Origin of the sequence: Kitasatospora sp. NPDC097605, assembly GCF_040302725.1 — a bacterium.
Lineage (GTDB): Bacteria > Actinomycetota > Actinomycetes > Streptomycetales > Streptomycetaceae > Kitasatospora.
Map to the genome: position 1 here is coordinate 147,577 of NZ_JBEOSF010000002.1, position 25,045 is coordinate 172,621.

Consider the following 25,045-nt stretch of genomic DNA (forward strand, 5'->3'; position numbering starts at 1 on the left):
CACCGGAGGAACTCCTCCCGGTGCGGGGCCCGTTCGCGGGTCACCGTACGGCGGACCGCTCAGCCGAAATAGCCGAGCGCGCCCACCGCGCACAGGCCGCCGGCGCCCATGAACACCGGCATCAGCACCTTCAGCTCCACCCAGCTGCCGGCCCGGAAGCGCATCCCCTTCGGCGGGCCCAGCGGGTACCAGCGCTTGCGGCCGATCGGGATCGGCCACAGCACCGGGCAGCCCGAGACGGTCAGCGCGTCGCCCAGGCAGTGCACCAGCGCGCCGAGGGTGATCGGCAGGCCGATCCACAGGTACTCCTGGCCGGGCTGGTCGAACAGCCAGAGCGAGCCGTTGCCGGGCTTGTCCAGGACCCCGGTGATCAGCCAGGTCGAGGCCGCGCCGAGCAGCCAGACCAGCACGTCGCTGGAGACCCGGGCCTGGCGCCACAGCAGCCCCTCGATCGCCAGCACCATGTGCACGAAGAGCACCGCCAGCACGCCCCAGCGTCCGCCGTACACGGTGACGGCCGACGCGCCCGCGCCGCAGAGCACCGCCCAGACCCAGGTGTGGGTCAGCGTGCGGTGACCGCCGGAGCGGCGCGGGTCGTGCCTGCTGCGGGTCGCCTTGTAGACGGCGTAGGAGAGGTTGTCGATCACCTCGCACAGGACGCGCGACACCGGGCCGAACGCCCGGGATATGGTCGCCGCCTTGTGATCGAGGTCCGGCGCCAGGGCGGCGCCCGCGCAAATGAGCGCCCCCGTCAGCAGCACCGGCCAGGGCATCGGTTCGCCCATGGCCTCCGCGATCGCCCCCACGCCCAGCCACGCCGCCGCGCCGGACAGCGAATGCGCCGGTCCCATCATCTTCTCGGCTCCCGCCCTCGTCCCGATCCGCCCATCGCGAGGGCTTCGCGAGGGCCTGACGGGGCGGCAGCATAGTCGCCCATGATCGAAAAGATCGTGAACCGTGAATTCACTCGAATGGCGGATGGGATTCAGCACTGAGGGGGAGGCTTCCAAGCAGGGACGCTGACGGGGCATCACCGCTGAGGATGGTTTCGCGGCCCGGGCGCGTCGTGAGCGCCCCGGCGGGCGCCCCCGCGCCCGTCCCGGCGCGCACCCGGCCGCCCGCTCCGGGAAGTGGCCCAGGAAACTGGAGCCGGACCGGCCCTTCCCGGTGGTCCGCCCGGCCCCTACGCTCGGCCGGGTGACCAATGTGACCACTACCGTGGACTTCTACTTCGACCCCGTCTGCCCGTTCGCCTGGATCACCTCCCGCTGGATCCTGGAGGTCGAGAAGCACCGCGACCTCGACCTCACCTTCCGGGTGATGAGCCTGTCCGTGCTCAACGAGGGCCGCGAGGGCCTGCCCGAGCGCTACCGGCGGCTGCTCGACACCGGCTGGGGCCCGGTCCGGGTCTGCGTGGCCGCCGCCGAGCAGCACGGCGTCGAGGTGCTGCGCGACCTCTACACCGCGCTCGGCACCCGGCTGCACGTCGAGGACCGGGAGGCCGACGACAAGCTCGTCCGGGAGGCGCTGGCCGAGGCCGGCCTCCCGGAGGAGCTGGCCGAGGCCGCGCACACCACCGCATGGGACGAGGCGCTGCGCCGCAGCCACCACGCGGGCATGGACCCGGTCGGCGAGGACGTCGGCACCCCGACCATCCACGTCGACGGCACCGCGTTCTTCGGTCCGGTGCTGAACGCGATCCCGCGCGGGGAGGAGGCCGTCAAGGTCTTCGACGGCGTCCGGCTGCTGGCCGGGCACCCGGCGTTCTTCGAGCTCAAGCGCACCCGGACGGGATCGCTGGACTTCAGCTGAGCGGCCTCCGGGGGCCGCCGGCCCCCGGGTCCGCCCCGGCCGCGCCGTGCCGGCGCGGCCGGGACAGCGTGGTGAGGGCGCGCAGCAGCCACTCCACCGGCCCGTACGGGTGCCGGGCCAGCCACCGGCGGCAGAACACCACCTGCGCCGCGAACAGCGCGACGCCGATCAACGCCACCCCGGCCGGCGCCACCCGCCCGACCAGACCGGCCCCCACCCCGGTGAACAGCAGCACGCAGACCAGCGACTGGGTCAGGTAGTTGGTGAGCGTCATCCGCCCGGGCGGCGCCAGCAGCGCGACCAGCCGCCGCCCGTGCCGCCCGCCGGCCAGGCGCAGCACGGTGGCCGCGTACGCGGCGGCCAGCAGCGGCGCGGTGACGACGTCCACCCCGAGCGCGAACACCTGGGCGGCGGGGCCGGGGTGGCCGAGCGCCGACCAGGTGTAGACGGCGGCGCCGAGCAGCCCGAGCGGGAAGCCGACGGCCTGCAGCCGGCGCAGCGGCCGCTCGTGCCGGGCGAGGTCGGCCAGCGCCCGGTGCCGGCCGGCCGCCAGGCCGAGCAGGAAGGCCGCGAGGGCCGCCGGGGCCTGGAAGAACACCAGCAGGAACAGCACGTCCGGCAGCTGGTCGAGGTGCGCGCCGACGACCGAGCCGAATCCGCCGCGCAGGGCCTCGGTGGCGCGCTGCGCGTCGGCCGCGGCGGCGGCCGGGTCGCCGCCGTCGGCGCCGCGCAGGGCCAGGGCGAGCAGCAGGTAGGCGGTGGCGGTGACCGCGAGCAGCGCGACGGCCGTGCGCACCGCGGTGCGCGGGCGGATCCGGTGCAGGGCGAGCAGGATCAGCCCGAGCGCCGCGTAGGTGGTGAGGATGTCGCCGGGGAAGAGCAGCACGGCGTGGAGCACGCCGAGCGCGAACAGGCCAGCCAGGCGCCGCAGGAAGCGCGGGGTGAAGCGGGCGCCGTGCCGTTCGGCGGATTCGAGCTGCAGGGTGAAGCCGTAGCCGAAGAGGAACGAGAACAGCAGGAAGAACTTGGCCTCGAACAGCAGCGCCACCACGGCCCGCACGCCGGTGTCGAGCGGTGAGCCGAAACCGGGCTCGTCGACGCCGGTGCCGTGGTAGGCGGAGGCGAGGTAGGTGATGTTGACGGTCAGGATGCCGAACATCGCGAAGCCGCGCAGCGCGTCGACGTCCGCGAGCCGCGTCGGCGCGACGGCGGTGGCCGTCCCGGGGCGGGTCTGTTCCATGGAATCCCCTCCAGAACTATCGCCATGGAAACTCTCGTTTCGAGCATGAACGTTATATGCTCGATCGCGCAAATCCCGAGCGAGACGAGAGGGGCGCACCGCCATGGGGATCGAGGACGGGAACGCCGGGAACGGCGCCCCGACGCTGCTGCGCGCGGTGCCGGCCGGCGCCGAGGCGCGGGTCGCCGCGCTCTACTGGGAGGCCTTCGGCCGCAAGCTCGGCCCGGCGCTCGACCCGCCCGAGGCCGGCCGCGCGTTCATCGCCGAGCACCTCCACCACGACCGCGGCATCGTCGCCGTGCACGGCGGGGAGGTCGTCGGCGGGCGGGCTACCGGCTCGGCGGGCGCGGCCTGACCGGCGGCGGCCCCGGCGACGTGCTCGCCGCCTACGGCCCGTTCCGCGGCCTCCCCCGGCTCGCCGTCCTCGCCCTGTTCGAACGCAGGCCCGAGCCGGGCGAGCTGGTCATGGACGGCATCGCCGTGGACGCCCGGCGGCGCGGCCTGGGCACCGGCGGCCGGCTGCTCACCGAGATCGCGGCCGTCGCCGCCGAGCACGGCTGCCACCGCGTGCGGCTCGACGTCATCGACGTCAACCCGCGTGCCCGCGCCCTCTACGAGCGCCACGGCTTCACGGCCGCCCGCACCGAGCGGACCCCGTACCTGCGCACCCTCCTGGGCTTCGGCGCCGTCACCACCATGCACCGCCCGGTCACCCCGGCCGACGCCCGCACCTGACCGCCACGGCTCCCGGCGGGCCGCAGCGGGCCGGTGCTGTTCTTCCTGCCGGTGGGGTGGCGCAGGGCCCGGTGGCCGCCGCCGTCGGGGATGTTGCCGGGCTTCGTGTGCCGGCGTGGACCAACCCGCCCGGTGCGGCGCGTTCGTAGCGCCGCACCGGGCGTCCCCTGGCGCGGGCGGGGTGGGGCAGGTGCGCGATCCGGTGGCGGGCCAGGACCCGGTGGACGGTGCCGGCGCAGATGTCGCGATCCACACCGAGCCGGAGGGCGCTCACTCATTTCAAGATCACCGCGCCGTGAACCCCGTCACCGGCCTCCGTGGTCCGTACACCTAGCCGAGCTGCGCGCCGTAGACGTGGTCGACGGCGAGGATCATGAGGACGCGCCGGTCGGCGACCATGGCGGCGCGGTACTCGTCCCAGTCCGGGTGCTCGCCGGCGGCGCGCCGGTAGTAGTCGACCAGGACCTCCACCTCGGGCCCCGTGGGGTCGGCCGACGGGCCGACCAGGGTCACCGTGCCCTCGGCGGTGGCCCAGGCCAGGCCGTCGGCGCGGGTGACCTCCAGGGCGGCGCGCGGGTCGCGGCGCAGGTTGGCCGTCTTGGCGCGGCCCTCCGTCATCGAGACGTAGAGCCGCTCGGCGGCCCGGTCGTAGTACGGCATCACGGGCGAGAGCTGGGGCCGCCCGTCGGACCTGAGGGTCGCGAGCACACCGAGACGGCTGTCGGCGAGCAGGGCGCGGGGGTCGAAGGTCGTCGTCATGGCGGTCATTCTCCGACACCCTCCCCGGTGGACGGGGCGGAGCGGCGGAACTGCTCGACCAGCGCGGCGTAGCTCGCGCCGCCCCGACCGGCCGCCACCGCACGCCCCGCCAGCGTCCGGACCAGGTCCGGGAGTTCGGTGCTCACCCCGAGGGCCGCGCTCTCCTCGGCGAGGTGGTCCATCGCGGCGAGGTGGGTCTCCAGGGTGGCGTCGTCGGCCGGGTAGGCGCCGGCGTCGATCTGGGCGGCGTAGCCGGCCAGCCAGCCGGCCACCGTCTCGGTCGAGCGGGCGGCGAGCGGGGCGAAGGCCGACGCGTCCACGCCCGCCGCGCCGAGCAGCGCGGCGCCGTGCAGGAAGCCGTTCAGCACGCTCCACATCAGGCCGAGCACGGCGGAGTCGTGCAGCGCGGCCAGGCCGTGGTCCTCGCCCAGGTGGGCGGTGACGTCCGGCGCGAGGGCGCGCAGCGCGGGCGCGTGGTGCTCGAAGTCGGCGTGAGCGCCGCTGTACAGCACGACGGCCTCGGGCGTGCCGATGGCCGGCGGCACGGCGAGGATCGCGCCGTCCAGGTACCCGCCGCCCGCGGCGGCCACCCGGGCGGCGTTCTCCCGGGCCCGGGCGGCGGTGCCGGAGGTGAGGTTGACCAGGACGCGGCCGGTGAGCAGGCCCGGGCCGGCGGCGTCGATGCGGTCGAGCAGGTCGCGGACGGCGGTGTGGTCCGACACGCAGACCACCACCAGGGCGGCGGCGGCCACCGCCTCCTCGGGCGAGGCGGCGGGACGGGCTCCCGCGTCGGCGAGTTCGGGGGCCCTTCCGGGGGTGCGGTTCCACACCGTGGTGGGGTGGCCCTCTCGCAGGAAGGCGCCGGCCAGGGCCCGTCCCATCAGCCCGAGGCCGAGGACGGCGACGGGGGCTCGGGTGTCATTCGCTGGGGCGTTCCGGGGTCCGTTCCGATCGTCGGTCATGGCGCCATCCTGAACCTTCACATCAGTGTGAAGGTCAAGCGTTCAAGGATTTTTGACGCCGCGTCAGCGCTTGAGGTAGGCAAGGACGGCGAGGACGCGGCGGTTGTCGTCGGCGGAGGCCTCGATGCGGAGCTTGGCGAAGATGCTCGCGGTGTGCTTGGCGACGGCGCTCTCGCCGATGTGCAGGGTGTGCATGATCGCGGCGTTGGAGCGGCCCTCGGCCATCAGCCGCAGCACCTCGTGCTCGCGCGGGGTCAGCTCGGCGGTGGTGCCCCGGGCGTCGCCGCGGGCCAGCAGCTTGGCGATCACCTGGGGGTCCATCACCGTGCCGCCGCCCGCGACGGTGCGCACCGCGTCCACGAACTGGGCGGTGTGGGTGACCCGGTCCTTGAGCAGGTAGCCGATCGCGCCCTCGCCGTCGGCCAGCAGCTCCTGGGCGTAGAGCTGGTCGACGTACTGGGAGAGGATCAGCACCGGCAGGCCGGGCCGTGACCGGCGCGCCTCCAGGGCGGCGCGCAGGCCCTCGTCGGTGAAGCCCGGCGGCAGGCGGATGTCGACCACGGCGACGTCCGGCTCCTGTTCGCGCAGCGCGCGCAGCAGGGCCGGTCCGTTGTCGACGGCGGCGACCACCTCGCAGCCGTGTTCCCGGAGCGTGCGGATCAGGCCGTCCCGGAGCAGGAAGAGGTCTTCGGCGAGGACGACGCGCAGGGGATCTCTGAGGGGATCTCGCAGGGGATCTCGCACGGTATCTCCAGGGTCACGGTGGTCGGGCCGCCCGGCGGGCTGTGCAGGGCGAGGGTTCCGTCGACGGTACTCAGCCGGCGCACCACGCCGCGCAGGCCGGTGCCCCCCTCCGGGCGGGCGCCGCCGTGGCCGTCGTCCGCGACGACGGCGCGCAGCACGCCGCCCGCGTGCGCCAGGCGGACCGTCACCTCGCGGCCGCCCGAGTGCTTGGCCGCGTTGGCGAGCAGCTCGGCGACGGCGAAGTAGGCGGCGGTCTCGACCGGGGCCGGCAGGCGCCCCGGCAGGTCGGCCGTGACGTGCACGTCGAGGAAGCTGTCCAGCGCGAGGGAGCGGACGGCGTCGCCGAGGCCGCGGTCGGTGAGGATCGGCGGGTGGATGCCGTGGACCAGGTCGCGCAGGTCCTGGAGCGCCCGCGCCGAGCCGGCCCGTACCTCCCGCAGCAGCGCGCGGGCGCGGACCGGCTCGCTGTCCAGCAGCCGGGTCGCCTCGTCCAGCGCCATGCCGACGGCCACCAGCCGGGCCTGCGCGCCGTCGTGCAGGTCCCGTTCGATGCGCCGCAGTTCGGCGGCCCGCGCGTCCAGCGCCTCGGCCCGGGTGTCCGTCAGGTGCTCGATCCGCCGCTCCAGCTCGGTGGTGTACGGCGCGGCGAGCGCCCGCCGGCTCCAACGGGCGTGCAGCTCCAGCATGGTGGGCGCCAGCCGCAGGCCCGCCGCGGTGAACAGCAGCCCGAGCACGGCGGCGGCGAGCATCGAGCCGGTGGAGTCGACGGGCACGAAGGCGTACCAGTTGCTCGGGCCGAGCCACGGCCAGACGAAGGGCTGGACGACCGCGCCGAACAGCCCGAACCCGACGAGCCAGAGCGGCACCGCGACCAGCATCCCGCCGGTCCACGGCTCCAGCCACGACCACCTGAGGTCCCGCCAGAAGCCGTCGTCGCCGAGGATGCGCACGGCCCGCCGGCTCCGTGGGCCGTCGGCGGGCGGCAGGGGCTCGGGCGGGCTGATCGCGGTTCCCGTCCAGCGCACCGTCCAGGCGCGGTAGCGGTCGGACAGCCGGCGCAGCGCCTCCGCCGCGCCGGGCAGCAGCGGCCGGCCCAGCCCGATCGGGAGCAGCATCAGCACCCCCACCACCAGCGCGCCGACCGCGCTCACCGCGAGGGAGTACAGCGAGAGCCGCTGACAGCGGGCCAGCGCGCGCAGCTGGGCGCGCGCCGTGTCCGCCACCCCCGCGCCGTCCCGCCCCGCCGTCATGCCCGCCCGTCGCTCCGTCACCTCAGCGCGCCCCGTACCGCGCCGCCGGGATCCTATCCGGCGCTGACTCCGGCCGCTCCGGGGACGCCCCGGTCCGCCGACGGGCGCTCGGCCGGGCCCGCCTCCGGGCCCGCAGCAGCCACGGCACCGCCGCCACCAGGCAGGCGCCGCCGAACAGCACCATGGGCGGCACGGCGCCGTCCTCCTCGTCCATCGCCAGCAGCATCCCGAGGTTGACCAGGGTGTGGAAGCCGCCGGCGAGCAGCAGCCGGTTCGCCCGCACGCCCTCCAGCGCCAGCCCGAGGACGACCGACATCGCCACCGTGGCCAGCAGGAACCCGGCCGCGTACCCTGGCCGCTGCGCGAACACCTGCACATGCCACCCGCCCCAGAACAGGCCCACCAGCACCGAGGCGGCGAGCGGCCCGAAGCGGGTGCGCAGCAGCGGCTGGAGGTAGCAGCGCCAGCCGATCTCCTCGCCGCAGGCCCCGACCAGCTGCGCCAGCACGATCAGCGTGAACGGGTGGGCGAGCGCACGGGGGTCGGTCAGCCGGGCGTCGCCGTCGAGCAGCGCGTAGGCGCCGGCGGCCAGCAGGATGATGAGCGGCGCGGTGAGCAGCAGCCACCGCCCGGCCCGGCCCGGGCCCGCCCAGGCGGTGTCGTCCCGGCCCGTCCCCGCGCCCGCCCCGGCCAGCCGCCGCCGGGTCCGCGCCGGCCACACCAGGGCCGCCACCAGCACCCCGGCGGCCGGGCCGAACTGGGTGAGCTGGACGACCTCGTCCGGGATCCCGGTGGCCGGCTGGAGCGCGCCCAGGGCGCCGGCGGCGGGGAAGGCGACGGCGAGGAACACCGCCGCCTCCGCCGCCCACGCCCCGCGCCGCCGTTGTTCCCTCTGTCCCCGCATGTCGTCCGCCCTCCGGTCCGCTCGATCGCGTGCTTCCTTCGGCGTCGACTCTTCCGTCCCGGGGGCCTGCGGCCATTGCGGGTAGCTGCCCAAGCGGGGTACAGCTAGGTGCACCCCTCACCGACCGCACCTGGAGAGAATTTGTCGATTCGTGTCACCCTTCTGACCGGTCCCGACCAGGGTCCGTACAGTCGGCGGCTCGTCTGGCTCGCGGTGGACGGGGAGGGGAACCCCCTCGGGACGGCATCGTTGCGGCTGTCCACCGACCCGGGACAGCCGCACCTGGCCGAACTGGCGGTGCGGGTGCACCCGGTGGAGCGCCGCCGGGGCGTCGGCTCGCGGCTGGTGGAGGCCGCCCTGGCGACGGCGCGGGCCGAGGGGCGGCGGGCCGTGGTGGCCCCGGCGGAGGACGGGACGGCGGGTGCGGCGTTCCTGGCGGCACACGGGTTCCGCAAGGCGCTGACCCTGCGGCACGCACGCCTGGACCTGGCGGCGGCGGGGGCGGCGGGCGCGGCCGGGGACGCCGGAGCGGGCTGCGAGGAGTACCGGTTGGTGTCGTGGGACGGCGCCGTCCCCGACGACCTCGCCGCCTCCTACTCGGCCGCGCGCCGGGCGATGGACGACATGCCGATGGGCGAGGTCGACTACGGCACCATGACCTGGGACGTCGACCGGCTGCGGGCGGCGGCCCGGGCCGTCGCGGACCGCGGCGAGCACCTGCACACCGTCGCGGCCGTGACCGCAGCCCGCGGCTCGATGGCCGGGTTCACCGAACTGGTCGTCCCGGCCGACGGCCTCGGCGACGGCCTGCACTACGGCACCGCCGTCCTGCCCGCCCACCGCGGCCGCGGGCTGGCGCTGCGGATGAAGGCCGAGGCGATCCGCCGGACGCGCGAGCGGTACCCGTTGCTCGCCGGCCTGGTGACCGACACCGCCGAGGACAACTCCCCCATGCGGAGCGTCAACGAGGCCCTGGGCTACCGGCCGACCCACGAGACCCACCAGTACCAGCGGACGCTGTAGCGGTGGGTCCGCCGGTCAGAGGTCGATGAGTTCGACGGTGACGGTGGCGATGTCGCCGGGCTCCAGGTCCTCGGCCGTGCGGACGGCGCGCTTGACGGGCAGGACGTAGCAGCCGCGGGTGCTGTCCGGGAAGATCGACGTCTGCCAGGCGCTGCCGCCGAGGGTGACCCGCACCCGTAGCGAGCCGAAGCCGCGGCGCGGGCCGGCGGCCACGTCGCGGATCTCCTCGGAGGCCTCGACGGGCAGGCTGACGAAGGTCCAGCTGTCGGCGCGCCGGGCATCCCAGATCCAGAGCTCGGCCTCAAAATCGAACACCACGGCCCCAGCATCGCACGCGGCACTGACATCCCGGCCGTTCAGGCGTCCCGTCGCGCCGGCGCTCACATCGGCAGGGAGTGCAACCGCACGGCGCCCTCCGGCCCGCGCGCGCCCTCGTGCAGGGGGAACCACATGGTGCGCAGCGGCATCACCGTCGGGCCGGCGGGCTGTTCCACCTCGACCGGTCCCTCCAGCGGGTGCCAGCCGAGGCGGGCGTAGAGGCCGGCCACGTCGGGGCGGCAGAAGAGGATCGCCAGCCGCGGTCCGAGGTCGCGGGCGCGGGCCAGCGCGCCGTCCACCACCGCGCGGGCGAGCCCGTGGCCGCGCCGGTCGGCGGCGACGGCCACACCGCCCAGCCCGACGACGTCCTCCCGCCGGCCGCCCACCGACACCGGCAGCACGACCAGCCCGGCGTGCGCGACGAGCCTGCCGTCCGGCTCCGCGCGGATCCCGACGTGGTGTTCCTTGGGCCGCCAGGTGATCCCCCACTCGGCGACCCCGAACGGGTCCGGGGTGTCACCGAATATCTCGGCGGGCTCGTAGCTCTCCAGCGGCACGACGATGTTCTGACGATCGCTCATCCCCGCATGCTGCCACCCCGACGGGCCCACGGGCAGCGGCGGGGCCTGGCGTGGGCCCGAGGCGCGCCGGGAGGTCCGGTCGGCGAGGGGATACCGACTGCCCGCGGAGCCGGGACGAACGCTCGCCCGACCGGGCCCGCACGGGTCCTGGACCGGCAGGTTCGGCCACCACCGGGGCCGCCGGGACGCCCCGCAGGAGTCGGTGGCCGCCGACGGGCTGCTCGGCATCACGGTCACCGCCGGGGAGGCCGCGCTGTTCGGCGGCCCGGGTGGCCGGAGGAGGCGGTGCGGTGGGACGGCCCCGCCGCGCGTGGCGGACGAGGCGCGAAGGGGCGCGAGGGGGCGGTCACCGCTCCCGGGGACGCCGAACCGCCCGGGGTCTCCGGGAGCCGTGGGCCTCCGGGCGGCGTGGGCCTCCGGGCGGCGGCGGGGAGCGGCGTCAGCGGACGACGTCGAAGACCTGCTTCTGCAGGCCGTTGGAGTAGACCGCGTGCTCGACCAGCCGCAGCTTCTGGGCGTCCTTGTCGGTGCCGCTGAACAGGCGCTTGCCGGCGCCGAGCAGCAGCGGGTAGACGAGCAGGTGGTAGCGGTCGATCAGGCCGGCGTCGGAGAGCGCCTGGTTGAGGGCCGCGCTGCCGTGGACGATGATCGGGCCGCCCTCGGTCTCCTTCAGGGCGGCGACCTCGTCGAGCGAGCGCAGGATGGTGGTCTCACCCCAGTTCCCGACCAGGTCGTCCTCGGTGAGGGTGGTGGAGATGACGTACTTCGGCAGCTCCTTGTAGCGGGCGAACTCCGCCATGTCCGGCCACACCGGGCTGAAGGCCTGGTAGCTGACCCGGCCCAGCAGCATGGCGGCGGCCTCCTCCTGCTCCCGCCCCTTGATCTCGTAGGCCTCGGGGACGAACTCGATGTCCTTGAAGGTCCAGCCGGAGTTGCGGTAGCCGGGTTCACCGCCGGGGGCCTCGACGACGCCGTCGAGGGAGACGAACGCGGTGCTGATCAGGGTGCGCATGATGGTTCCTCGGTGAGCGATGGTGAGCGATGGTGAACGGTGGTGAACGGTGGTGAACGGTGGTGACGTGAGTGTGCGGGGCCGGCGGCCGGGTCAGGCGAGGACGCCGGTCAGCCACTGCTGCCAGGCGGCCTCGGCGCCCTCCGGCCGGGGGCCGAAGAGGTGGTGGAACATCAGCACCAGCCCGGTGCTGTGGTGGAAGGTGTAGAGGCCGTCGCCGGTGCGGACGGAGAAGCGCTCGCCGTCCGCCCAGACCACCTCGCCGTCCAGCGGCGGCAGTCCGGCCGGCTCGGCGTGCAGCCGCGCGCCGACGGCGGGCGGCTCCGCCAGGGCGAGCGCGCGGGCCAGCGCGTCGCGGAGCTCCCCGGCCGGCCGCCCGGCCACCGGGGCGACGGCGAAGACCGGGGCGCCGGTGCGGCCCGGGAAGTGGGCCAGGTACTCGCCCAGGGTGTGCAGGTGGAACGGCCAGCCGCGGCGCAGCGCGTCGTACTCGTCCTCCCAGTCGTCCCCGAGCAGGCCGCTGTGGACGACGCGGAGCACGGTGGCGGCGCCCTCGCGGCCCTCGATGAGGTACTCGAAGGCCATGAAGCGGCCGTTCTCGGCGGTCGCGGTGCGGGTGGCCAGCCGCTTGCCGGGCTCGTAGCCGGTGATCACCGCGTCCTCGCGGTGGCCCCCGATCTCCATGGCGGCGGTGCCGCCCTCGCGCGGGTCCAGCTCGTTGCGGCCCATGAACCAGGAGTCCAGGCCCGGCCCGGTGGCGATGGCCTCCCAGACCTCGTCCGGGCTCGCCGGCAGGACGGTCTCCAGTTCGATCTCGAACGGGTGGGTCATCGTGCGTTCTCCTGTCCCGGCTCGGCGCCGGTGTCCGTGGCGGGGATCTGGTGGAGCCCGGCGACCACCCGGTGGGTGCGGCCGCCGGGGGCGGACTCGTCGTGGTAGCGGCTGACCAGGACGGCCACCGCCTGGGCGAGTTCGTCCGCGAAGGCGGTGCGGTCGGCCGCGGAGGCGAACCGCACCTGTGCGTCGATGCCGAAGGTGGCGACCCGCCGCCGGGCCCGGGCGGCGCCGGTGAGCAGGGTGCCCACCTCCTGCACCAGCCGGGAGCCCAGTGCCAGCAGCCACCGGGCGGAGAGCTGGTCGGGCGAGCGGGACGGGTCCGGGCTCACGGCGGCCAGCACGGCGGGCGAGATCACGTAGGAGGCGGCGGTGGCCCGGTACACCCGTTCGGTGACGTTGCCCTTGCGCCGTTCCTCGGCGAGTTCGACCAGTGCGTGCCGCTCCAGCTCCTTCAGGTGGTAGTTGACCTTCTGCCGGGGCAGGCCCAGGCGGACGGCCAGCATGGCGGCCGAGCCGGGCTCGGCCAGGGCGGCGAGGATCCGGGACCGGATGGGGTCCAGGGACGCCTCGGCCGCGGCGGGGTCTTCGATCACAGCGACGTCCAGCACGTCTCCAGAGTGCTGCCGACAAAAAAATTTGTCAAGGAAAAAACACCTGTCGGTGGCGGCGGTTCGCGTCGCCCCGGGTCAGGCGGTGGCGGCCGGCTCGGCGTTGGCCCGCTCGGCGATCAGGGCCAGGACGCGGCCGGCCGCGGCGAGGTCCTCGGCGGGGATGCCGGCGCAGAGGCGGGCGGAGATCCCGGCGCTCTCGGCGACGGTCCCGTCGGCCGGCGCCCGGCCGGCCTCCGGGAAGCGCAGCCGGGACGCCCGCGCCCACCCCCGGAAAGCGCCACGCACGGCCGGGGCCCACGCGAGTGCGTGGGCCCCGGCCGGGGATTCCTTCGCTAGCCCTCGACGCGCACCTTGTCGGCCTGCATCCCCTTCTGGCCCTGGACCGCCTCGAACGACACCCGCTGGCCCTCGACGAGGGACTTGAAGCCGCCCCCTTCGATCGCCCTGAAGTGCACGAACAGGTCGGGACCGGACTCCGGGGTGATGAAGCCGTAGCCCTTCTCGTCACTGAACCACTTCACGACGCCGTTCTGGCGCTCGGCCATGTCTTCTCCTTGCACGAGGGTCACGCTGACCGCGCCAGTCTCTCACGCAGCGGGGTCGGGCCTGCGCGAAGCGTAGCGGTGGTTGTCAGCTGTCCGCGTGGAGGTTTCCGTGGACCCTCAGGTCGGCCTGGATCGCCACCTTCTCGTCGCCGGTGTGCAGGATCCAGCCGACGCCCTCGCTGCGGACCGACAGATGCGCGTTGGCCACGGGAGCGGGCCCGCGCAGCCGGGCGATGCCGGCGTCGAGGGCGGCCTCCAGGTGGGCGGAGCCGCCGGTGACCAGGAGGATCAGCACACCGCCCTGGACGCCGGCCAGCAGGGCGGCGGCCTCCCGGTCGGCGTCCAGCGCGGGGGCGATCCCGCCGTCGGCCTGCATCCGGCGAATGCCGGCGGCGATCAACTGCTGCCACCCGGCGATGAGTTCACCGGCCACCAGCCGGGTGGCGTCGGTGGCGCCGCCGAGTTGGGCGAGCGCCGCGTGCAGCGGGCAGTCGCTGCCCTGGGCGCGGTAGCGCGCCACGACCTTGTCGCGCCAGCGCTCCCAGGCGTCCCAGGAGGTCAGGGAGCCGAGTTCGGGCTGCTGGTCGGCGATCACCCGGGCCGCCTCGTGGCGGGCCACGGCGAGCAGCAGTTCGTCCTTCCCGCCGGGGAAGTAGTGGAACAGCTGGCTCTTGCTGGTCGCGGTGCGGGCCATCACGTCCTCCAACCGCACCGCGAACACGCCCTGTTCGCGGATCTGGTCGGCGGCGCCCTCGACGATGCGCTGCCGGGTCGCGGTGCCCTTGCGGGTGAGTGGCACGGGTCCTCCGATCGGGGGTCGTCAGTGACCCCATTCAACCGTCGCCGGAGCCGGTCAGGGCAGCAGCAGGAGCTTCCCGGTGGTGCGGCGCGATTCGAGGTCGGCGTGGGCCCGGGCGGCCTCCGCGAGGGGGTGGCGGCCGGTCACGAGGGGGGTGAGCCGGCCGTCCAGGACGAGGTCGAACAGCTCGCCGGTGCGCCGCACCAGGGCCTCGCGGGTGGCGACGTGGTGGTGGACCACCGGGTAGGTCAGCAGGATGCTGTTGGGCAGGTCGGTGGGCCGCAGCGTGGGAACGCCCATGAAGGGGCCGTAGTAGGCGTGCACGCCGTGCGGGCGCAGCGCCGCCTGCGAGGAGTGGAAGGTCTCGCTGCCGCCGCCGTCGTACACGACGTCGGCGCCGCGCCCGCCGGTCAGCTCCTTGATCCGCTCCTCGAAGCCGCCGCCGCTGTGGACCAGCACGTGGTCGGCGCCGGCCTCCTTCGCGACCGGGGCCTTCTCCTCGCGGGAGACCAGGCCGATCACCCGGCCGCCGCGGGCCTTGGCCAGCTGGGTGAGCAGCCGGCCGACGCCGCCCGCGGCCGCGTGCACCACGGCGGTGTCGCCCGGGCCGATCGGGTAGGTCTCGGTGCCGAGGTGGCTGGCGGTGAGGCCCTGCATCATCACGGCGGCGGCCGTCTCGTCGTCGACGCCGTCGGGCACCCTGACCAGCGCGGCGGCCGGGACGGCGAGCAGGTCGGCGTAGCTGCCCGGGTGGTAGAACCAGGCCACCCGGTCGCCGACGGCGAGGTCGCGGACGCCGTCACCGAGCGCGGTGACGTACCCCATTCCCTCGGCGCCGAGGATGGCCGGGGCCGCCCAGCCGGGGCCGCCGTGGGCGCGGGCGCCGACGTCCATGTAGTTGACGCCCGCGGCGCCCAGGCGCACCAGCGCCTCGCCGGGGCCGGGTTCGGGGTCCGGCAGTTCGGTCCAGCGCATGACCTCGGGACCGCCGTGCTCCTCGATGCGGATCGCGTGCATGGTGACGCCTCTCGTGCGGGATTGCCGGCACGGTCTCGTCCGTGCGGAAACGGTCTGCACGTTAGGCGGCGGAAAATGGACCGGCAAGTCCAATCCGCAGGTCAGACGGGGTGGTTGACCGAACCGGCGGATCGCGTAAGGTGTCCCGGCAGAACATCGGGCCGGCGGCTCCCGGGACGGGAGGCCGCCCTGGGGAGAGGGTGCTCGGAAGCGCTCCGGCGAATGGCCGGGACCGCGCGGTCCGCACCCCCCGGCTCACGATCGTATCCAGCATTCTCGTCCGGCATACTGGTCGCGACCAGGGCATTCACGGCTGCGCGGAGGCATGTCCCCGCCTGCTGGAGGGCTGCCCCGGCGCGGCTGTGGCGGGGCGGTCCATGGGGAGGGGACGGCGGTGGAGGACGGTCGTGCGTCCGGCGCGCTCGGCGCCGCGGAGCCGCTGGTCGGCAGGGAGTCCGATCTGCGACTGGTCCGTGACCGGCTGCGGATCGGCGGCGGCGGCGGTGCGCTGCTGCTGGGCGGGGAGGCGGGCGTCGGCAAGAGCGCCGTCCTGGACGCGCTGGCCGGGTCCGCGCGGGCGGACGGCGTCCTGGTGCTCAGAGCGGCGGGCGTGGAGTTCGAGGCCGACTGCGGCTATTCCTGCCTCAACCAGGTCCTCTTCCCGTTCCTGGGCGCCCTGGAGCAGCTCGACTCCACGCTGCGCGACGCCCTGCGGGTGGCGCTCGGCTTCGAGAGCGGCCGGCCGCCGGAGCAGCTGCTGGTCTCCAACGCCGTGCTGCGGCTGCTCCAGACGGTGGCCGGCGGGGAGCCGCTGCTGGTGGTCGTCGACGACCTGCCGTGGGTGGACCGCGCCAGCACGGCGGTGCTCGGCTTCGTCGCCCGGCGGGTGGCCGGGCTGGGCTTCAGCTTCGTGGCGGCGGCGCGCACCGGCGAGCCGCGCCCCCAGGAGGCCGGCGCCCTGCCCGGCTACGACCTCCCGCCGCTGGACGACGAGTCGGCGGGCCGGCTGCTGGGCAGCAGGTTCCCCGGCCTGGCCCGCGGCGCGCGGCGGCGGCTGCTGGCCGAGGCGGGCGGCAATCCGCTGGCGCTCCTGGAGCTGCCGGCCGCGCTGCGGCCCGCCGCAGCGGACTCCCCCGCCGTGCTGCCGCTGACCAATCGGCTGGAGACGCTGTTCGGCTCGCGGGTCACCGGTCTGCCCGCCGCCTCCCGGCGGCTGCTCCTGCTGGCGGCCCTCGAAGGGACCGGTGACCTCGGGGTGCTGCAGGCGGCCGCCCGCCGGACCGGGAGCGGGTCCGGCCTGGACGACCTCGCGCCGGTCGAGCGCGAGCGGCTGGTGCACATCGAGGAGGGCGGGCAGCGGCTGAGGTTCCGCCACCCGCTGATCCGCTCGGCCGTGGTGGGGCAGGCGCTGAGCAGCGAGCGGCGCGCCGCGCACGGCGCGCTCGCCCAGGTGCTCGCCGACCAGCCGGAGCGCCGCGCCTGGCACCTGGGCGAGGCGACGGTGGAGCCCGACGAGGAGGTCGCCGCGCTGCTGGAGCACGCCGCCGGCCTGACCCTGCGCCGCGGCGACGCCGCCGGGGCCATGCGCACGCTGATCCGCTCGGCGTCGCTCTCCCCCGAGGGCCCGAACCGCAGCCGGCGCCTCTCCGAGGCCGCCTACCTGGGGGCCGAGTCCACCGGGGCCCTCTCCAGCGCCCGCAAGCTGCTGGACGACGCCCGGCAGGCCGCCCCCGAGGCGTCCCTGCACTCCGCGACGGCGTCGGCGATGCTCATGCTGAACGGCGAGGGCGACGTCGCGACCGCCCACCGGCTGCTGACCGGCGCCATCGAGTCCGCGGCCGGATCCCACGGGTACCGGGCCGACGACCGGGCGCTGGTCGACGCGCTGCACGTGCTGGCCGTGGTCTGCTTCTTCGGCGCCCGGCCCGAGCTGTGGCAGTCCTACTACCGGGCCGTGGAGCGCCTCGCCCCGCGGCCGCCGGCCGTGCTGGCGGTGCTGGGGCGGACCTTCTCCGACCCGGCGCGCACCGGGGCGGCGGCGCACCGTCAGCTCGACGGTCTCATGGCCTCGCTGGCGGGCGAGCCCGACCCGGTGCTGATCACCCGGGTCGGCACCGGCGCCCTCTACCTCGACCGTCTCGGCGAGGTCCGCGACGCGGCCTGGCAGGTGGTGCGCTCGGGGCGGGACGGCGGGCCGGCGCGGCGCTACATCTCCTCGCTCATCCACCTCTGCCTGGACGACTACCTCACCGGGCGCTGGGACGAGGCGCTGGACCTCGCCGACGAGGGGCTGCGGGCGTGCGAGGACCACGAGTACAGCGCCTTCGCCTGGTACTTCCGGTACATCCGGGCGATCGTCCTCGGCTCGCGCGGGAACACGGCGGAGAGCCTGGCGACGTCCGCCGTCGTGATCGAGTGGGCCGCGCGGCACGGCGCGTCCTGCGCCGCGCACTACGCCCACCACGCCGCGGCCGTCGCGGCCCTGGGCGGCAGGGACTTCGCGCTGGCCTACCGGCACGCCGCCGCCGTCAGCCCCGCCGGCACCCTCGCCTCGCACGCGCCGCACGCCCTGTGGGTGGCCGGCCCCCTGGTCGAGGCCGCCGTCCGCGCCAACCGGCGCGCGGAGGCGGCGGCGCACGTGCGGGCGATGCGCGAGGCGGGGATAGCCGCCGTCTCCTCCCGGCACGCCATGCTGACGGAGGCCTGCGCCGCCCTGTGCTGCGAGGACGACGAGGAGGCGCTGCGCCTGTTCGCCCGCGCGCTCGGCACCCCCGGCGGCGAGCGGTGGCGCTTCGACCACGCCCGCGTCCAACTCGCCCACGGCGAACGGCTGCGCCGGGCCCGGACGACCACCGAGTCCCGCACTCCGCTGTCCGCCGCGCTGGCGACCTTCGAGGAGCTGGGCGCCGGGCCGTGGGCCGAGCGGGCGCGGAAGGAGCTGCGGGCGACGGGCTGGGGCCGGCGCAGGCTCGGCGCCGCGCAGGGTACCGGCCTGAGCGCCCAGGAGCGGGAGATCGCCGACCTCGCCGCCACCGGCCTGACCAACAAGCAGATCGCCGAACGGCTCTTCATCTCCCACCGCACGGTCGGCGCCCACCTGTACCAGATCTACCCGAAGCTGGGCATCACCTCCCGCGCGATGCTGCGCGACGCCCTCAACGCCCTCCCCGAGGACGGGACGACCCTGCCGTGAACCGACCTCGGGGCGTCGCGGATCCGCACGCCGGCCGGCCCGGCGGGGGACCGGCGTCAGGCGATAGGGTCGGGGCGAGCCGCGCTTCGGGAGAGGACACCGTGAGGTCAGTCGAGATATCGCTTCGGAACCCCGCCGAGAAGCGGTCGCTCTCGTTGGAGCAGATCGCGGCCGCCACCTGGGACCGGGAGCCCGGCGAGGTCGCCACGCACGGGGTGCTGATCGGGACGCGGCTGTGGCCGATGCGGCACCTCATCGGCGCCGCCCTCGGGGTCGGTGCCGAGCGGGTCGGCAACGTGGCCGGTCTCAAGGCCCTCGACCAGCTCGGCCTGCGGACGTACAGCCTCGTCCCCTACGACGGGAAGGGGAACCCCGTCCGGGCCGAGGACGCCGTCCGGCGGGCCGACATCTCCCGCCGTGCCGCGCGGAGTTGACGCGACACAGGAGCCCGCGGGCGTGCGGCGTCACGCGCGGCCGGAGGCCAGCAGGGCGACGTGGGGCAGGAGCAGGAGCCCGTCGGGGCCGGTGAACTCCTTGCCCAGGGCCTCCAGGTGCCGCTTGATCCCGGCCCGCACCTCCGGGGTCTGACCGGCCACGATCCTCCCGATCGTGGCGACGCCGGAGGCCGGTCCGCTCCACCATTCCTCCAGGTCGGTGCGGTGGTTCCAGCTCACGCTCTCGCACGCCGCCCCGGCCAGGCCCGCCGAGGCCAGCAGGTCCGCGAGTCCTCGTTCGGTGCGCGGGAAGTCGTCCTCCGGGGCGAGGGCGGGGAGGTCGGACGGCCGCGGTACGCCCGCCGCCTCGACGGCCCGGCCGATCAGGGCCTGGCCGGGCGCCGGCGGGGAGCTCCAGATCGTCACGGCGACCGTCCCGCCGGGACGGGTCACCCGTCGCAGTTCGGCGAGCGCCCGGCGGGGGCGGCCCACGTGGTTGAGCACGAAGTTGCCGACCACGGCGTCGAACTCTCCGTCGGCGAAGGGCAGTTCCGGAAGCGCCGCCACCTGGAACGCCGCCGCCGGAGCGGCCTGCCGGGCCAGGTCCACCATGCCGGGCTCGGCGTCCACCGCCGTCACCTCCGCCCCGCGCGCGCAGGCGGCCACCGCGACGGCGCCCGTCCCGGTTCCCACGTCCAGCACGCGCGCACCCGCCCGAACGCCGGCGGCGTCGAGCAGCCGGTGGACCGGGTGGGCGCACAGCTTCGCGAAGCTGTCGGCGTAGGCCCTCGCGCTGCCCGACCAGATCCGCCGCTCGCTCTCGTCGAACGCCGTCACGGCCCCGCCTCCCCGCTGGATTCGTCGATCGACTTCCCGGGACCCTAACCCACGGGGGCACGCACCGAGGCCACCGGGCGAGCGGATTCGAGCCACCCGGCGGTCAAATCCGGTAGGCGTGGCGGGATTCGAGGCCGGTCAGGAGTAGCGGGCGGAGTGCCGTGGAAGCATCCCGAGGAGTGAAGCGTGACATGTCACATGGCGTCACGCCTCCCTACCCTCGTTGTCGACTCTCGAAGGAGAGACCCTCGATGAAGCGTTTCGTCGCGGTCCTGGCGGCCGCTGCCGCGCTGTCCGGGCTCGGTGTCACCGGCGCCGGCCAGGCCACCGCGCAGACCACGGGCACGGCCACGATCTCCTCCCCGACCACCTGCGCCTGGGGTCCCACCAGCCTCGTCCGGAACCAGGTCTGTCTCACGGTCGACGGCATCCTCTTCTCCGCCACCGGCTACTCCGCCAATTCCGGCGGAGTCCCGCGGACCCTCTCCTACACCCTGGAAGCCCGCATCACCGACGGCGAGGTCCTGGAGCGCGAGGACGTGACCGCCACCGTGCCCGTCGGAGGGCTCACGGTCGGCCCCGTCGCGCGCACCGCCCCGTGCGGCTCCAGCGTGACGGCCACCTTCCGGACCACCACACCGGGCCTGCCGCCGCTGACCGCCACCGTCACGGCCCCGGTCACCTGCTGATCCCCCGCCCGGCGGAGGAGCCCCGACCGGCCGGGCGTGGTCCAGAAGGGCAGTACTCGCCGGGGCCGGCCCAAGCAGTCGCTGTTCCTCCGTCAACAGCTGTCGCTGCGGCCGCAGTCAGATGACTGATGACCGGGTGGGGCCGCCGGCAGCACAGTGGAGTTGCTCCGGGAGCGGGAACGCCGGAGCAACACCCCTGGTAGCAGAGAGAAGGCGGAGGAGATCATGAGGGACCTGCGGCGCACTGGGTTGCGGCTCGCGGTGGGCGCCGCCGCGCTGGCCGGTGCCATCGTCGCCTCGACGACGAGCGCGAGCGCGAGCGTTCTCACCGACATCCAGACCGGCTCCGGCAAGTGCCCGGCCAACTGGGTCTGCCTGTGGAGCGACTACAACTTCGTCCGGGGAAATCCCGCGGGCGGGTACGACTACGGGGCCGTGGGTTCGGACCAGAACGTTCCGGACATGGGCAAGTTCGTCTACGAGAGCAAGTCCTGGCGTTGGAAGGGCATGCAGGACCAGGCCTCCTCGGTGGTGAACAACACCGGCAGCAGCATCTGCTTCTACGAGCACAACGGTTACGGCGGGGCGGAGTTCAGGATCGGCCCCTGGGAGAAGTGGGCCACCGTCCCGGGCTGGATCAACGACAGGATCAGCTCCTTCAAGTACTGCTGATTGCTGATCCGGCCGCGGATTCACCGCCCCGCCACACCACCACTCGGAAAAGAGGGATCATGTTCTCGAAGCGCAGCTTGACGCGGCTCGGACTGGGCACCGCCGTCGCGGCCGGGCTGGTCGTCGCCGCGGCGACGTCCGCCGGGGCCACCACCGTCACCAACATCGGCCACGGTGCCGGGTCGTGCCCCGCCGGCTACATCTGCCTCTGGTCGGAGGGCAACTTCATCCAGGGCGGCTTCGTCTACGACCACAAGTTCGGGTCCTTCGGGTCGAACCAGAACATCAGCGACATGGGCAAGCTGGGCCGCACGTCCACCGGGGACAAGGGCATGCAGGACGTCACCTCGTCGGTGCTGAACAACACCGGCAGCAGCATCTGCTTCTACGAGCACAACGGCTACGGCGGCGCCGAGTTCAGGATCGGCCCCTGGGAGCAGTGGCCGTCCCTCCCGTCGTGGATCAACGACAGGATCAGCTCCTTCAAGTACTGCTGACCCCGAGCGAATTGAACGGATGGTGATGACCATGCCCAAGAAGACGGCCAGGCTCGGACTGCTCGCTGCCGCCGCCACCGGGTTGATCCTGGCAGCGGCGCCCGCCGCAAGCGCCACCACGCTCCCCATCGGAACCGGGTCCGGAGCGTGTCCCAGCAACTTCATCTGCCTCTGGTCCGACTACGACTTCGTCGCCGGCAGTCCCAGCGGCAAGTACGCGGCGCTCGCGTCGGACCAGAACATCGCCGACATGGGGAAGCTCAAGAACGAGGGCGGCTCCTGGACCGGGATGCAGGACATCGCGTCGTCGGTGGTGAACAACACCGGCAGCAGCATCTGCTTCTACGAGCACAACGGTTACGGCGGGGCGGAGTTCAGGATCGGCCCCTGGGAGAAGTGGCGCACCGTCCCGGGCTGGATCAACGACAGGATCAGTTCCTTCAAGTACTGCTGACCGCCGAGTTCCGCTGACCGCGAGGCCGCCGGTCCGAAACCGCCCCCGGCCGTACGCCGGGGGCGGTTTGCCATCAATTCGGCGATGTTGTGACGCACTTGTTGAGCCTCCCTTAAGATCCGGTTCACAAGGCGGATCATCGCCTGAACGATGAGAGCGGGAATGACAGCTACAAGTGAAGAGATGAACGGCGCCGGGCGTGGACCGGGTCGGCGGGGACCGGGGTTAACCGGTCGGCGTCTGGTGGGCCGGGTGGCGGTGCTCGCCGTGGGGATCGGCGGCTGCTCGCTGCTGGCGGCTCCGGCCGCGTATCCGCAGGCGGACGACGGCTCGGTGACGGTGCGGGTGGTACGGGCGGTCGACACCGACGGCGTGTGGAGTCCGGCCCTGGAGCCGGGCATCGGCGGGGTCACCGTGGTGCTCGCCGATGACGGGGGCGCCGAGGTGACCGGTGTGACCGCCCCCGACGGCACGGTCACCCTGGCGCCGGGCAAGGCCCGGTCCGCGAACGGCCGCTACCGGGTGCAGGTGGTGAACCCGAAGCCGGGCCTGCTGTTCCCGGCGTTCGCCTCGCGGCAGGGCCTGGACGGCGCGCCGAACCGGCTGAGCAGCAACGAGGAGTTCGTCGACCTCGCCGGCGGCCGGAACGTGGCGTACACGACGGGTCTGTGGAATCCCGCCGACTACTGCCAGAAGAACGCGCCGCTGGTCACGGCCTGCCAGCCCGCGACGAACGAGTCGCAGAAGCCGCGCACGCTGGTGACCTTCCCCTACAGCGCGCGCGGCACCGACACGGACACCACCGACCTGGCCACCGACGCCGAGACCGGAACCGTCTACGGCATCGGCTGGAGCAAGCCGGGGAAGCGGCTGTTCAGTTCGGCGCTGGCCAAGCGGGACACCACGTACGGCCCCGGCGGCGCCGGCGCGATCTACGTCACCGATGTCGCGAACAAGGCGACGTCGCTGTTCGCCACCGTCCCGGACGCCGGGGCGGCGGTGCACGGGGTCGGCGCCGCGGACGACGCCTTCCTCTCGGCGCCGGGCAAGCAGAGCCTGGGCGCCCTGAAGGTCTCCGAGGACGGCCGCGACCTGTTCGTCGTCAACCTCAGCAACCGCAGGCTGTACCGCTACGACGCCACCGGGCCGACCGCGGCGGCGCCGGAGGCCTCCTACTCGATTCCGGACCCGGGCTGCCCCTCGGCGGTGGACTGGCGTCCGTTCGGTCTTGGCCTGCAGGACGGCGTCGGCTACCTCGGCGGTGTCTGCTCGGGCGAGTCGACCGGGAAGGTCGCGGACCTGCGCGCGGTCGTCCTGCCCTTCGACCCGGCCACGGGCGCGTTCGGCAAGCCGGTGCTGGACCAGCCGCTGGACTACCCGCGCAGCAAGACGGCCAACGGCCTCTGCCCCGGGGACGGCTGGTTCCCGTGGACGGACACCATCCCCGCCGAGCAGAACGGCAAGGCCTGCACCGGCACCGGGTTCTACGCCAACCCCGAGCCCGAGCTGGCCGAGATCGTCTTCGAGACCGACGGCTCCATGCTGCTGGCGTTCCGTGACCGGCACACCGACAAGGCGACGGCGTTCCAACGGACCGGGGACCCCACGACCTACCACAGTTTCGCGTCCGGCGGTGACCTCAACAAGGCGTGCCTGTCCGGCGGCGTGTACGTGATGGACGTCAACACCGGCTGCGGGATGACGCCGCGCGGGACCAGGTTCTTCAGCGTCGGCACCTTCCAGGGCAACCACCCGAACGCGGCCTACGCCGGCATGGCGCTGTCGAAGGTGGAGGACTCCATCGCGGTCTCGGCCGTGGACCCCACCGACGTCTGGTGGACCGTCGGCACGATGTTCACCAACCGTGACGGGACCAGGGAGACCGGGTCCGGCCTGGGGATGAACGACCCGAAGGACAGGCCGGCCTTCGGGAAGGGCGCTTCGATGGGCGACCTGGAGGTGCTCTGCGACCAGGCGCCGCTGCAGATCGGCAACCGGGTCTGGTACGACGCCGAGCGCAAGGGCGTCCAGAGCCCGGGTCAGCGGCCGGTCCCCGGCGCCGCCGTCAACCTCTACGACGAGTCCGGCAAGCTCGTCGCGTCGACGAGGACGACGCCGCGCGGCGAGTACTACTTCGACGACTCGAACGTGCCCGGTGGTCTCAAGCCGAGGACCACGTACACGATCAGGATGGACGATCCGGCGGACTACGCGCCGGGCGGGCCGCTGTACCAGTGGGTGCCGACCGAGGCGGGAGCCGGTGACAACCGCTTCGTGGACTCCAAGGGCGTCGTCCCGGACGGCGCCCGCTACCCGGAACGGACCCTGACCACCGGCGGACCGGGGCAGAACGACCACACCTTCGACCTCGGCTTCCGCCCGCAGGAGGGCCCGGTACGCCTGGTCAAGCACGACCAGGACGGAACGCCGCTGGCCGGCGCGACGTTCGCGCTGTGGCGGGAGACCAACGGCAGCGACGGGCTGCAGACCTCCGGGACGAAGGCCGACACCCGGGTCGGCGGCCCCTGTACGACCGGGGCCGACGGCGTCTGCGCGGCCACGGCGGAGTCCGGAACGTACTACTGGCAGGAGATCAGCCCGCCCGGGGGCTACGCGGTTCCGGAGAACCCGGTGTCCGGCCCGCTGGTGCTGAACTCCGGGACCCTCGACGCCGGGGTCTCCGCGACCGCGGTCAACCGGCTGCTGCCCGCCCCCACGCCGTCGACGACGGTTCCGGCGACGGCGGCTCCGACGCCGACGCCGACGCCGACGCCTGAGCCAGCGCCGTCGGCCACGCCGGTGGCCACGCCGGCGCCGGTGGTGCCGGTCACGGCGCCGACGCCCGACGCGCCCGCGCCGTCAGGCGCGCCGGCCGCGCCGAACGCCGCGCCCGGCGCGCACCTGGCGGCCACCGGCCAGGACAAGGTCGTGCCGATGGCCCTCGCATCCGCGGTGCTCACGGCCCTCGGCTGGGCACTCGTGGAACTCCGCAGGCGCAGGGCCCGGCGCCAGTAGCTCGGGGCGGGGGCCCTCTTCGGTTCCGGAGAGGGCTCCCGCCGGGCTCTGCCTAGCGGCCGGCAGGAAATTAATCGCTTGGCGAAGTATTGCTAGCGCTGCTAC

At 74.4% G+C, this 25,045-nt stretch carries 28 protein-coding genes; 11 read left to right on the top strand and 17 right to left on the bottom strand.

The genetic code is table 11. The annotated features are described in order from the left end of the window. Window positions 1–59: 59 nt before the first annotated feature. The gene (locus ABTX81_RS02740) at window positions 60–854 is read right to left on the bottom strand and encodes a metal-dependent hydrolase (RefSeq protein WP_350541123.1); all 795 of its coding nucleotides are present in this window, start codon (window positions 852–854) and stop codon (window positions 60–62) included. A gap of 352 nt (window positions 855–1,206) precedes the next feature. On the opposite strand from ABTX81_RS02740, the gene ABTX81_RS02745 reads away from it, so the two are divergent. Then, window positions 1,207–1,812, top strand: a complete 606-nt coding sequence (locus ABTX81_RS02745) for a mycothiol-dependent nitroreductase Rv2466c family protein (protein ID WP_502892701.1) — start codon at window positions 1,207–1,209, stop codon at window positions 1,810–1,812. On the opposite strand, the gene ABTX81_RS02750 is transcribed toward ABTX81_RS02745, so the two are convergent. After that, window positions 1,805–3,052: a DUF418 domain-containing protein gene (locus tag ABTX81_RS02750; RefSeq protein WP_350541125.1), complete on the bottom strand. Its 1,248-nt coding sequence runs from the start codon at window positions 3,050–3,052 to the stop codon at window positions 1,805–1,807. The genes ABTX81_RS02745 and ABTX81_RS02750 overlap by 8 nt on opposite strands. A 103-nt stretch (window positions 3,053–3,155) precedes the next feature. Here ABTX81_RS02750 and ABTX81_RS02755 point away from each other — a divergent pair, with 103 nt between their 5' ends. Further along, complete coding sequence (locus ABTX81_RS02755; RefSeq protein ID WP_350541126.1) at window positions 3,156–3,407, top strand: hypothetical protein; 252 nt, start codon at window positions 3,156–3,158, stop codon at window positions 3,405–3,407. Between the two features lie 20 nt (window positions 3,408–3,427). Continuing rightward, window positions 3,428–3,787: a GNAT family N-acetyltransferase gene (locus ABTX81_RS02760; protein ID WP_350541127.1), complete on the top strand. Its 360-nt coding sequence runs from the start codon at window positions 3,428–3,430 to the stop codon at window positions 3,785–3,787. A gap of 330 nt (window positions 3,788–4,117) precedes the next feature. On the opposite strand, the gene ABTX81_RS02765 is transcribed toward ABTX81_RS02760, so the two are convergent. The 5 genes from ABTX81_RS02765 to ABTX81_RS02785 form a co-directional block, all read right to left on the bottom strand. After that, entirely contained in the window at window positions 4,118–4,546 is a 429-nt protein-coding gene (locus ABTX81_RS02765) for a PPOX class F420-dependent oxidoreductase (protein WP_350541128.1), read from the bottom strand. A 5-nt stretch (window positions 4,547–4,551) separates the two neighbouring features. After that, window positions 4,552–5,508 carry an NAD(P)-dependent oxidoreductase gene (locus tag ABTX81_RS02770; RefSeq protein WP_350541129.1) on the bottom strand — a complete coding sequence of 319 codons (957 nt, stop codon included), beginning with the start codon at window positions 5,506–5,508 and terminating at the stop codon, window positions 4,552–4,554. Between the two features lie 63 nt (window positions 5,509–5,571). Continuing rightward, the gene (locus ABTX81_RS02775; protein WP_350541321.1) at window positions 5,572–6,216 is read right to left on the bottom strand and encodes a response regulator transcription factor; all 645 of its coding nucleotides are present in this window, start codon (window positions 6,214–6,216) and stop codon (window positions 5,572–5,574) included. Further along, window positions 6,168–7,523, bottom strand: coding sequence for a sensor histidine kinase (locus ABTX81_RS02780; RefSeq protein ID WP_350541130.1), 1,356 nt, complete (start codon window positions 7,521–7,523; stop codon window positions 6,168–6,170). Before ABTX81_RS02780 ends, ABTX81_RS02775 begins: the two co-directional genes overlap by 49 nt. Window position 7,524: 1 nt before the next feature. Further along, entirely contained in the window at window positions 7,525–8,406 is an 882-nt protein-coding gene (locus ABTX81_RS02785) for a CPBP family intramembrane glutamic endopeptidase (RefSeq protein ID WP_350541131.1), read from the bottom strand. 141 nt (window positions 8,407–8,547) lie between these two features. Here ABTX81_RS02785 and ABTX81_RS02790 point away from each other — a divergent pair, with 141 nt between their 5' ends. After that, window positions 8,548–9,429, top strand: coding sequence for a GNAT family N-acetyltransferase (locus ABTX81_RS02790; protein ID WP_502892697.1), 882 nt, complete (start codon window positions 8,548–8,550; stop codon window positions 9,427–9,429). Between the two features lie 15 nt (window positions 9,430–9,444). Here ABTX81_RS02790 and ABTX81_RS02795 read toward each other — a convergent pair whose 3' ends face one another. The 9 genes from ABTX81_RS02795 to ABTX81_RS02835 form a co-directional block, all read right to left on the bottom strand. Further along, a complete protein-coding gene (locus tag ABTX81_RS02795; RefSeq protein WP_350541133.1) occupies window positions 9,445–9,747 on the bottom strand; it encodes a DUF1905 domain-containing protein in 303 nt (100 codons plus the stop codon). 62 nt (window positions 9,748–9,809) lie between these two features. After that, window positions 9,810–10,328, bottom strand: a complete 519-nt coding sequence (locus tag ABTX81_RS02800) for a GNAT family N-acetyltransferase (RefSeq protein ID WP_350541134.1) — start codon at window positions 10,326–10,328, stop codon at window positions 9,810–9,812. Between the two features lie 439 nt (window positions 10,329–10,767). After that, the gene (locus ABTX81_RS02805) at window positions 10,768–11,340 is read right to left on the bottom strand and encodes a dihydrofolate reductase family protein (protein WP_350541135.1); all 573 of its coding nucleotides are present in this window, start codon (window positions 11,338–11,340) and stop codon (window positions 10,768–10,770) included. Between the two features lie 93 nt (window positions 11,341–11,433). Continuing rightward, window positions 11,434–12,171 (bottom strand): SRPBCC family protein, encoded by a 738-nt coding sequence (locus ABTX81_RS02810; RefSeq protein WP_350541136.1) that lies wholly within the window; start codon window positions 12,169–12,171, stop codon window positions 11,434–11,436. After that, window positions 12,168–12,785: an ArsR/SmtB family transcription factor gene (locus ABTX81_RS02815; protein WP_350541137.1), complete on the bottom strand. Its 618-nt coding sequence runs from the start codon at window positions 12,783–12,785 to the stop codon at window positions 12,168–12,170. Before ABTX81_RS02815 ends, ABTX81_RS02810 begins: the two co-directional genes overlap by 4 nt. Window positions 12,786–12,863: 78 nt before the next feature. Continuing rightward, on the bottom strand, window positions 12,864–13,073 hold the full coding sequence (locus ABTX81_RS39580) for a hypothetical protein (protein WP_502892698.1): 210 nt from the start codon (window positions 13,071–13,073) through the stop codon (window positions 12,864–12,866). 47 nt (window positions 13,074–13,120) lie between these two features. Then, window positions 13,121–13,333, bottom strand: coding sequence for a cold-shock protein (locus tag ABTX81_RS02825; protein ID WP_350541138.1), 213 nt, complete (start codon window positions 13,331–13,333; stop codon window positions 13,121–13,123). Window positions 13,334–13,418: 85 nt separating this feature from the next. Then, window positions 13,419–14,132 carry a TetR/AcrR family transcriptional regulator gene (locus ABTX81_RS02830; protein ID WP_350541139.1) on the bottom strand — a complete coding sequence of 238 codons (714 nt, stop codon included), beginning with the start codon at window positions 14,130–14,132 and terminating at the stop codon, window positions 13,419–13,421. Between the two features lie 54 nt (window positions 14,133–14,186). After that, entirely contained in the window at window positions 14,187–15,149 is a 963-nt protein-coding gene (locus ABTX81_RS02835) for a quinone oxidoreductase family protein (protein ID WP_350541140.1), read from the bottom strand. 394 nt (window positions 15,150–15,543) lie between these two features. On the opposite strand from ABTX81_RS02835, the gene ABTX81_RS02840 reads away from it, so the two are divergent. Beyond that, window positions 15,544–18,342: a helix-turn-helix transcriptional regulator gene (locus ABTX81_RS02840; RefSeq protein ID WP_350541141.1), complete on the top strand. Its 2,799-nt coding sequence runs from the start codon at window positions 15,544–15,546 to the stop codon at window positions 18,340–18,342. Between the two features lie 155 nt (window positions 18,343–18,497). Beyond that, window positions 18,498–18,776, top strand: coding sequence for a hypothetical protein (locus ABTX81_RS02845; RefSeq protein ID WP_350541142.1), 279 nt, complete (start codon window positions 18,498–18,500; stop codon window positions 18,774–18,776). Between the two features lie 30 nt (window positions 18,777–18,806). On the opposite strand, the gene ABTX81_RS02850 is transcribed toward ABTX81_RS02845, so the two are convergent. Next, window positions 18,807–19,613 (bottom strand): class I SAM-dependent methyltransferase, encoded by an 807-nt coding sequence (locus ABTX81_RS02850; RefSeq protein ID WP_350541143.1) that lies wholly within the window; start codon window positions 19,611–19,613, stop codon window positions 18,807–18,809. Window positions 19,614–19,864: 251 nt separating this feature from the next. Here ABTX81_RS02850 and ABTX81_RS02855 point away from each other — a divergent pair, with 251 nt between their 5' ends. From ABTX81_RS02855 to ABTX81_RS02875, 5 genes are all read left to right on the top strand, one after another. Next, window positions 19,865–20,302, top strand: coding sequence for a hypothetical protein (locus tag ABTX81_RS02855; protein ID WP_350541144.1), 438 nt, complete (start codon window positions 19,865–19,867; stop codon window positions 20,300–20,302). Window positions 20,303–20,527: 225 nt separating this feature from the next. Further along, the gene (locus tag ABTX81_RS02860) at window positions 20,528–20,974 is read left to right on the top strand and encodes a peptidase inhibitor family I36 protein (protein ID WP_350541145.1); all 447 of its coding nucleotides are present in this window, start codon (window positions 20,528–20,530) and stop codon (window positions 20,972–20,974) included. 59 nt (window positions 20,975–21,033) lie between these two features. Beyond that, entirely contained in the window at window positions 21,034–21,471 is a 438-nt protein-coding gene (locus ABTX81_RS02865; protein WP_350541146.1) for a peptidase inhibitor family I36 protein, read from the top strand. Window positions 21,472–21,502: 31 nt separating this feature from the next. Continuing rightward, window positions 21,503–21,925, top strand: a complete 423-nt coding sequence (locus ABTX81_RS02870; RefSeq protein WP_350541147.1) for a peptidase inhibitor family I36 protein — start codon at window positions 21,503–21,505, stop codon at window positions 21,923–21,925. 252 nt (window positions 21,926–22,177) lie between these two features. After that, window positions 22,178–24,940: an SdrD B-like domain-containing protein gene (locus ABTX81_RS02875; RefSeq protein ID WP_350541148.1), complete on the top strand. Its 2,763-nt coding sequence runs from the start codon at window positions 22,178–22,180 to the stop codon at window positions 24,938–24,940. Window positions 24,941–25,045 lie beyond the last annotated feature (105 nt).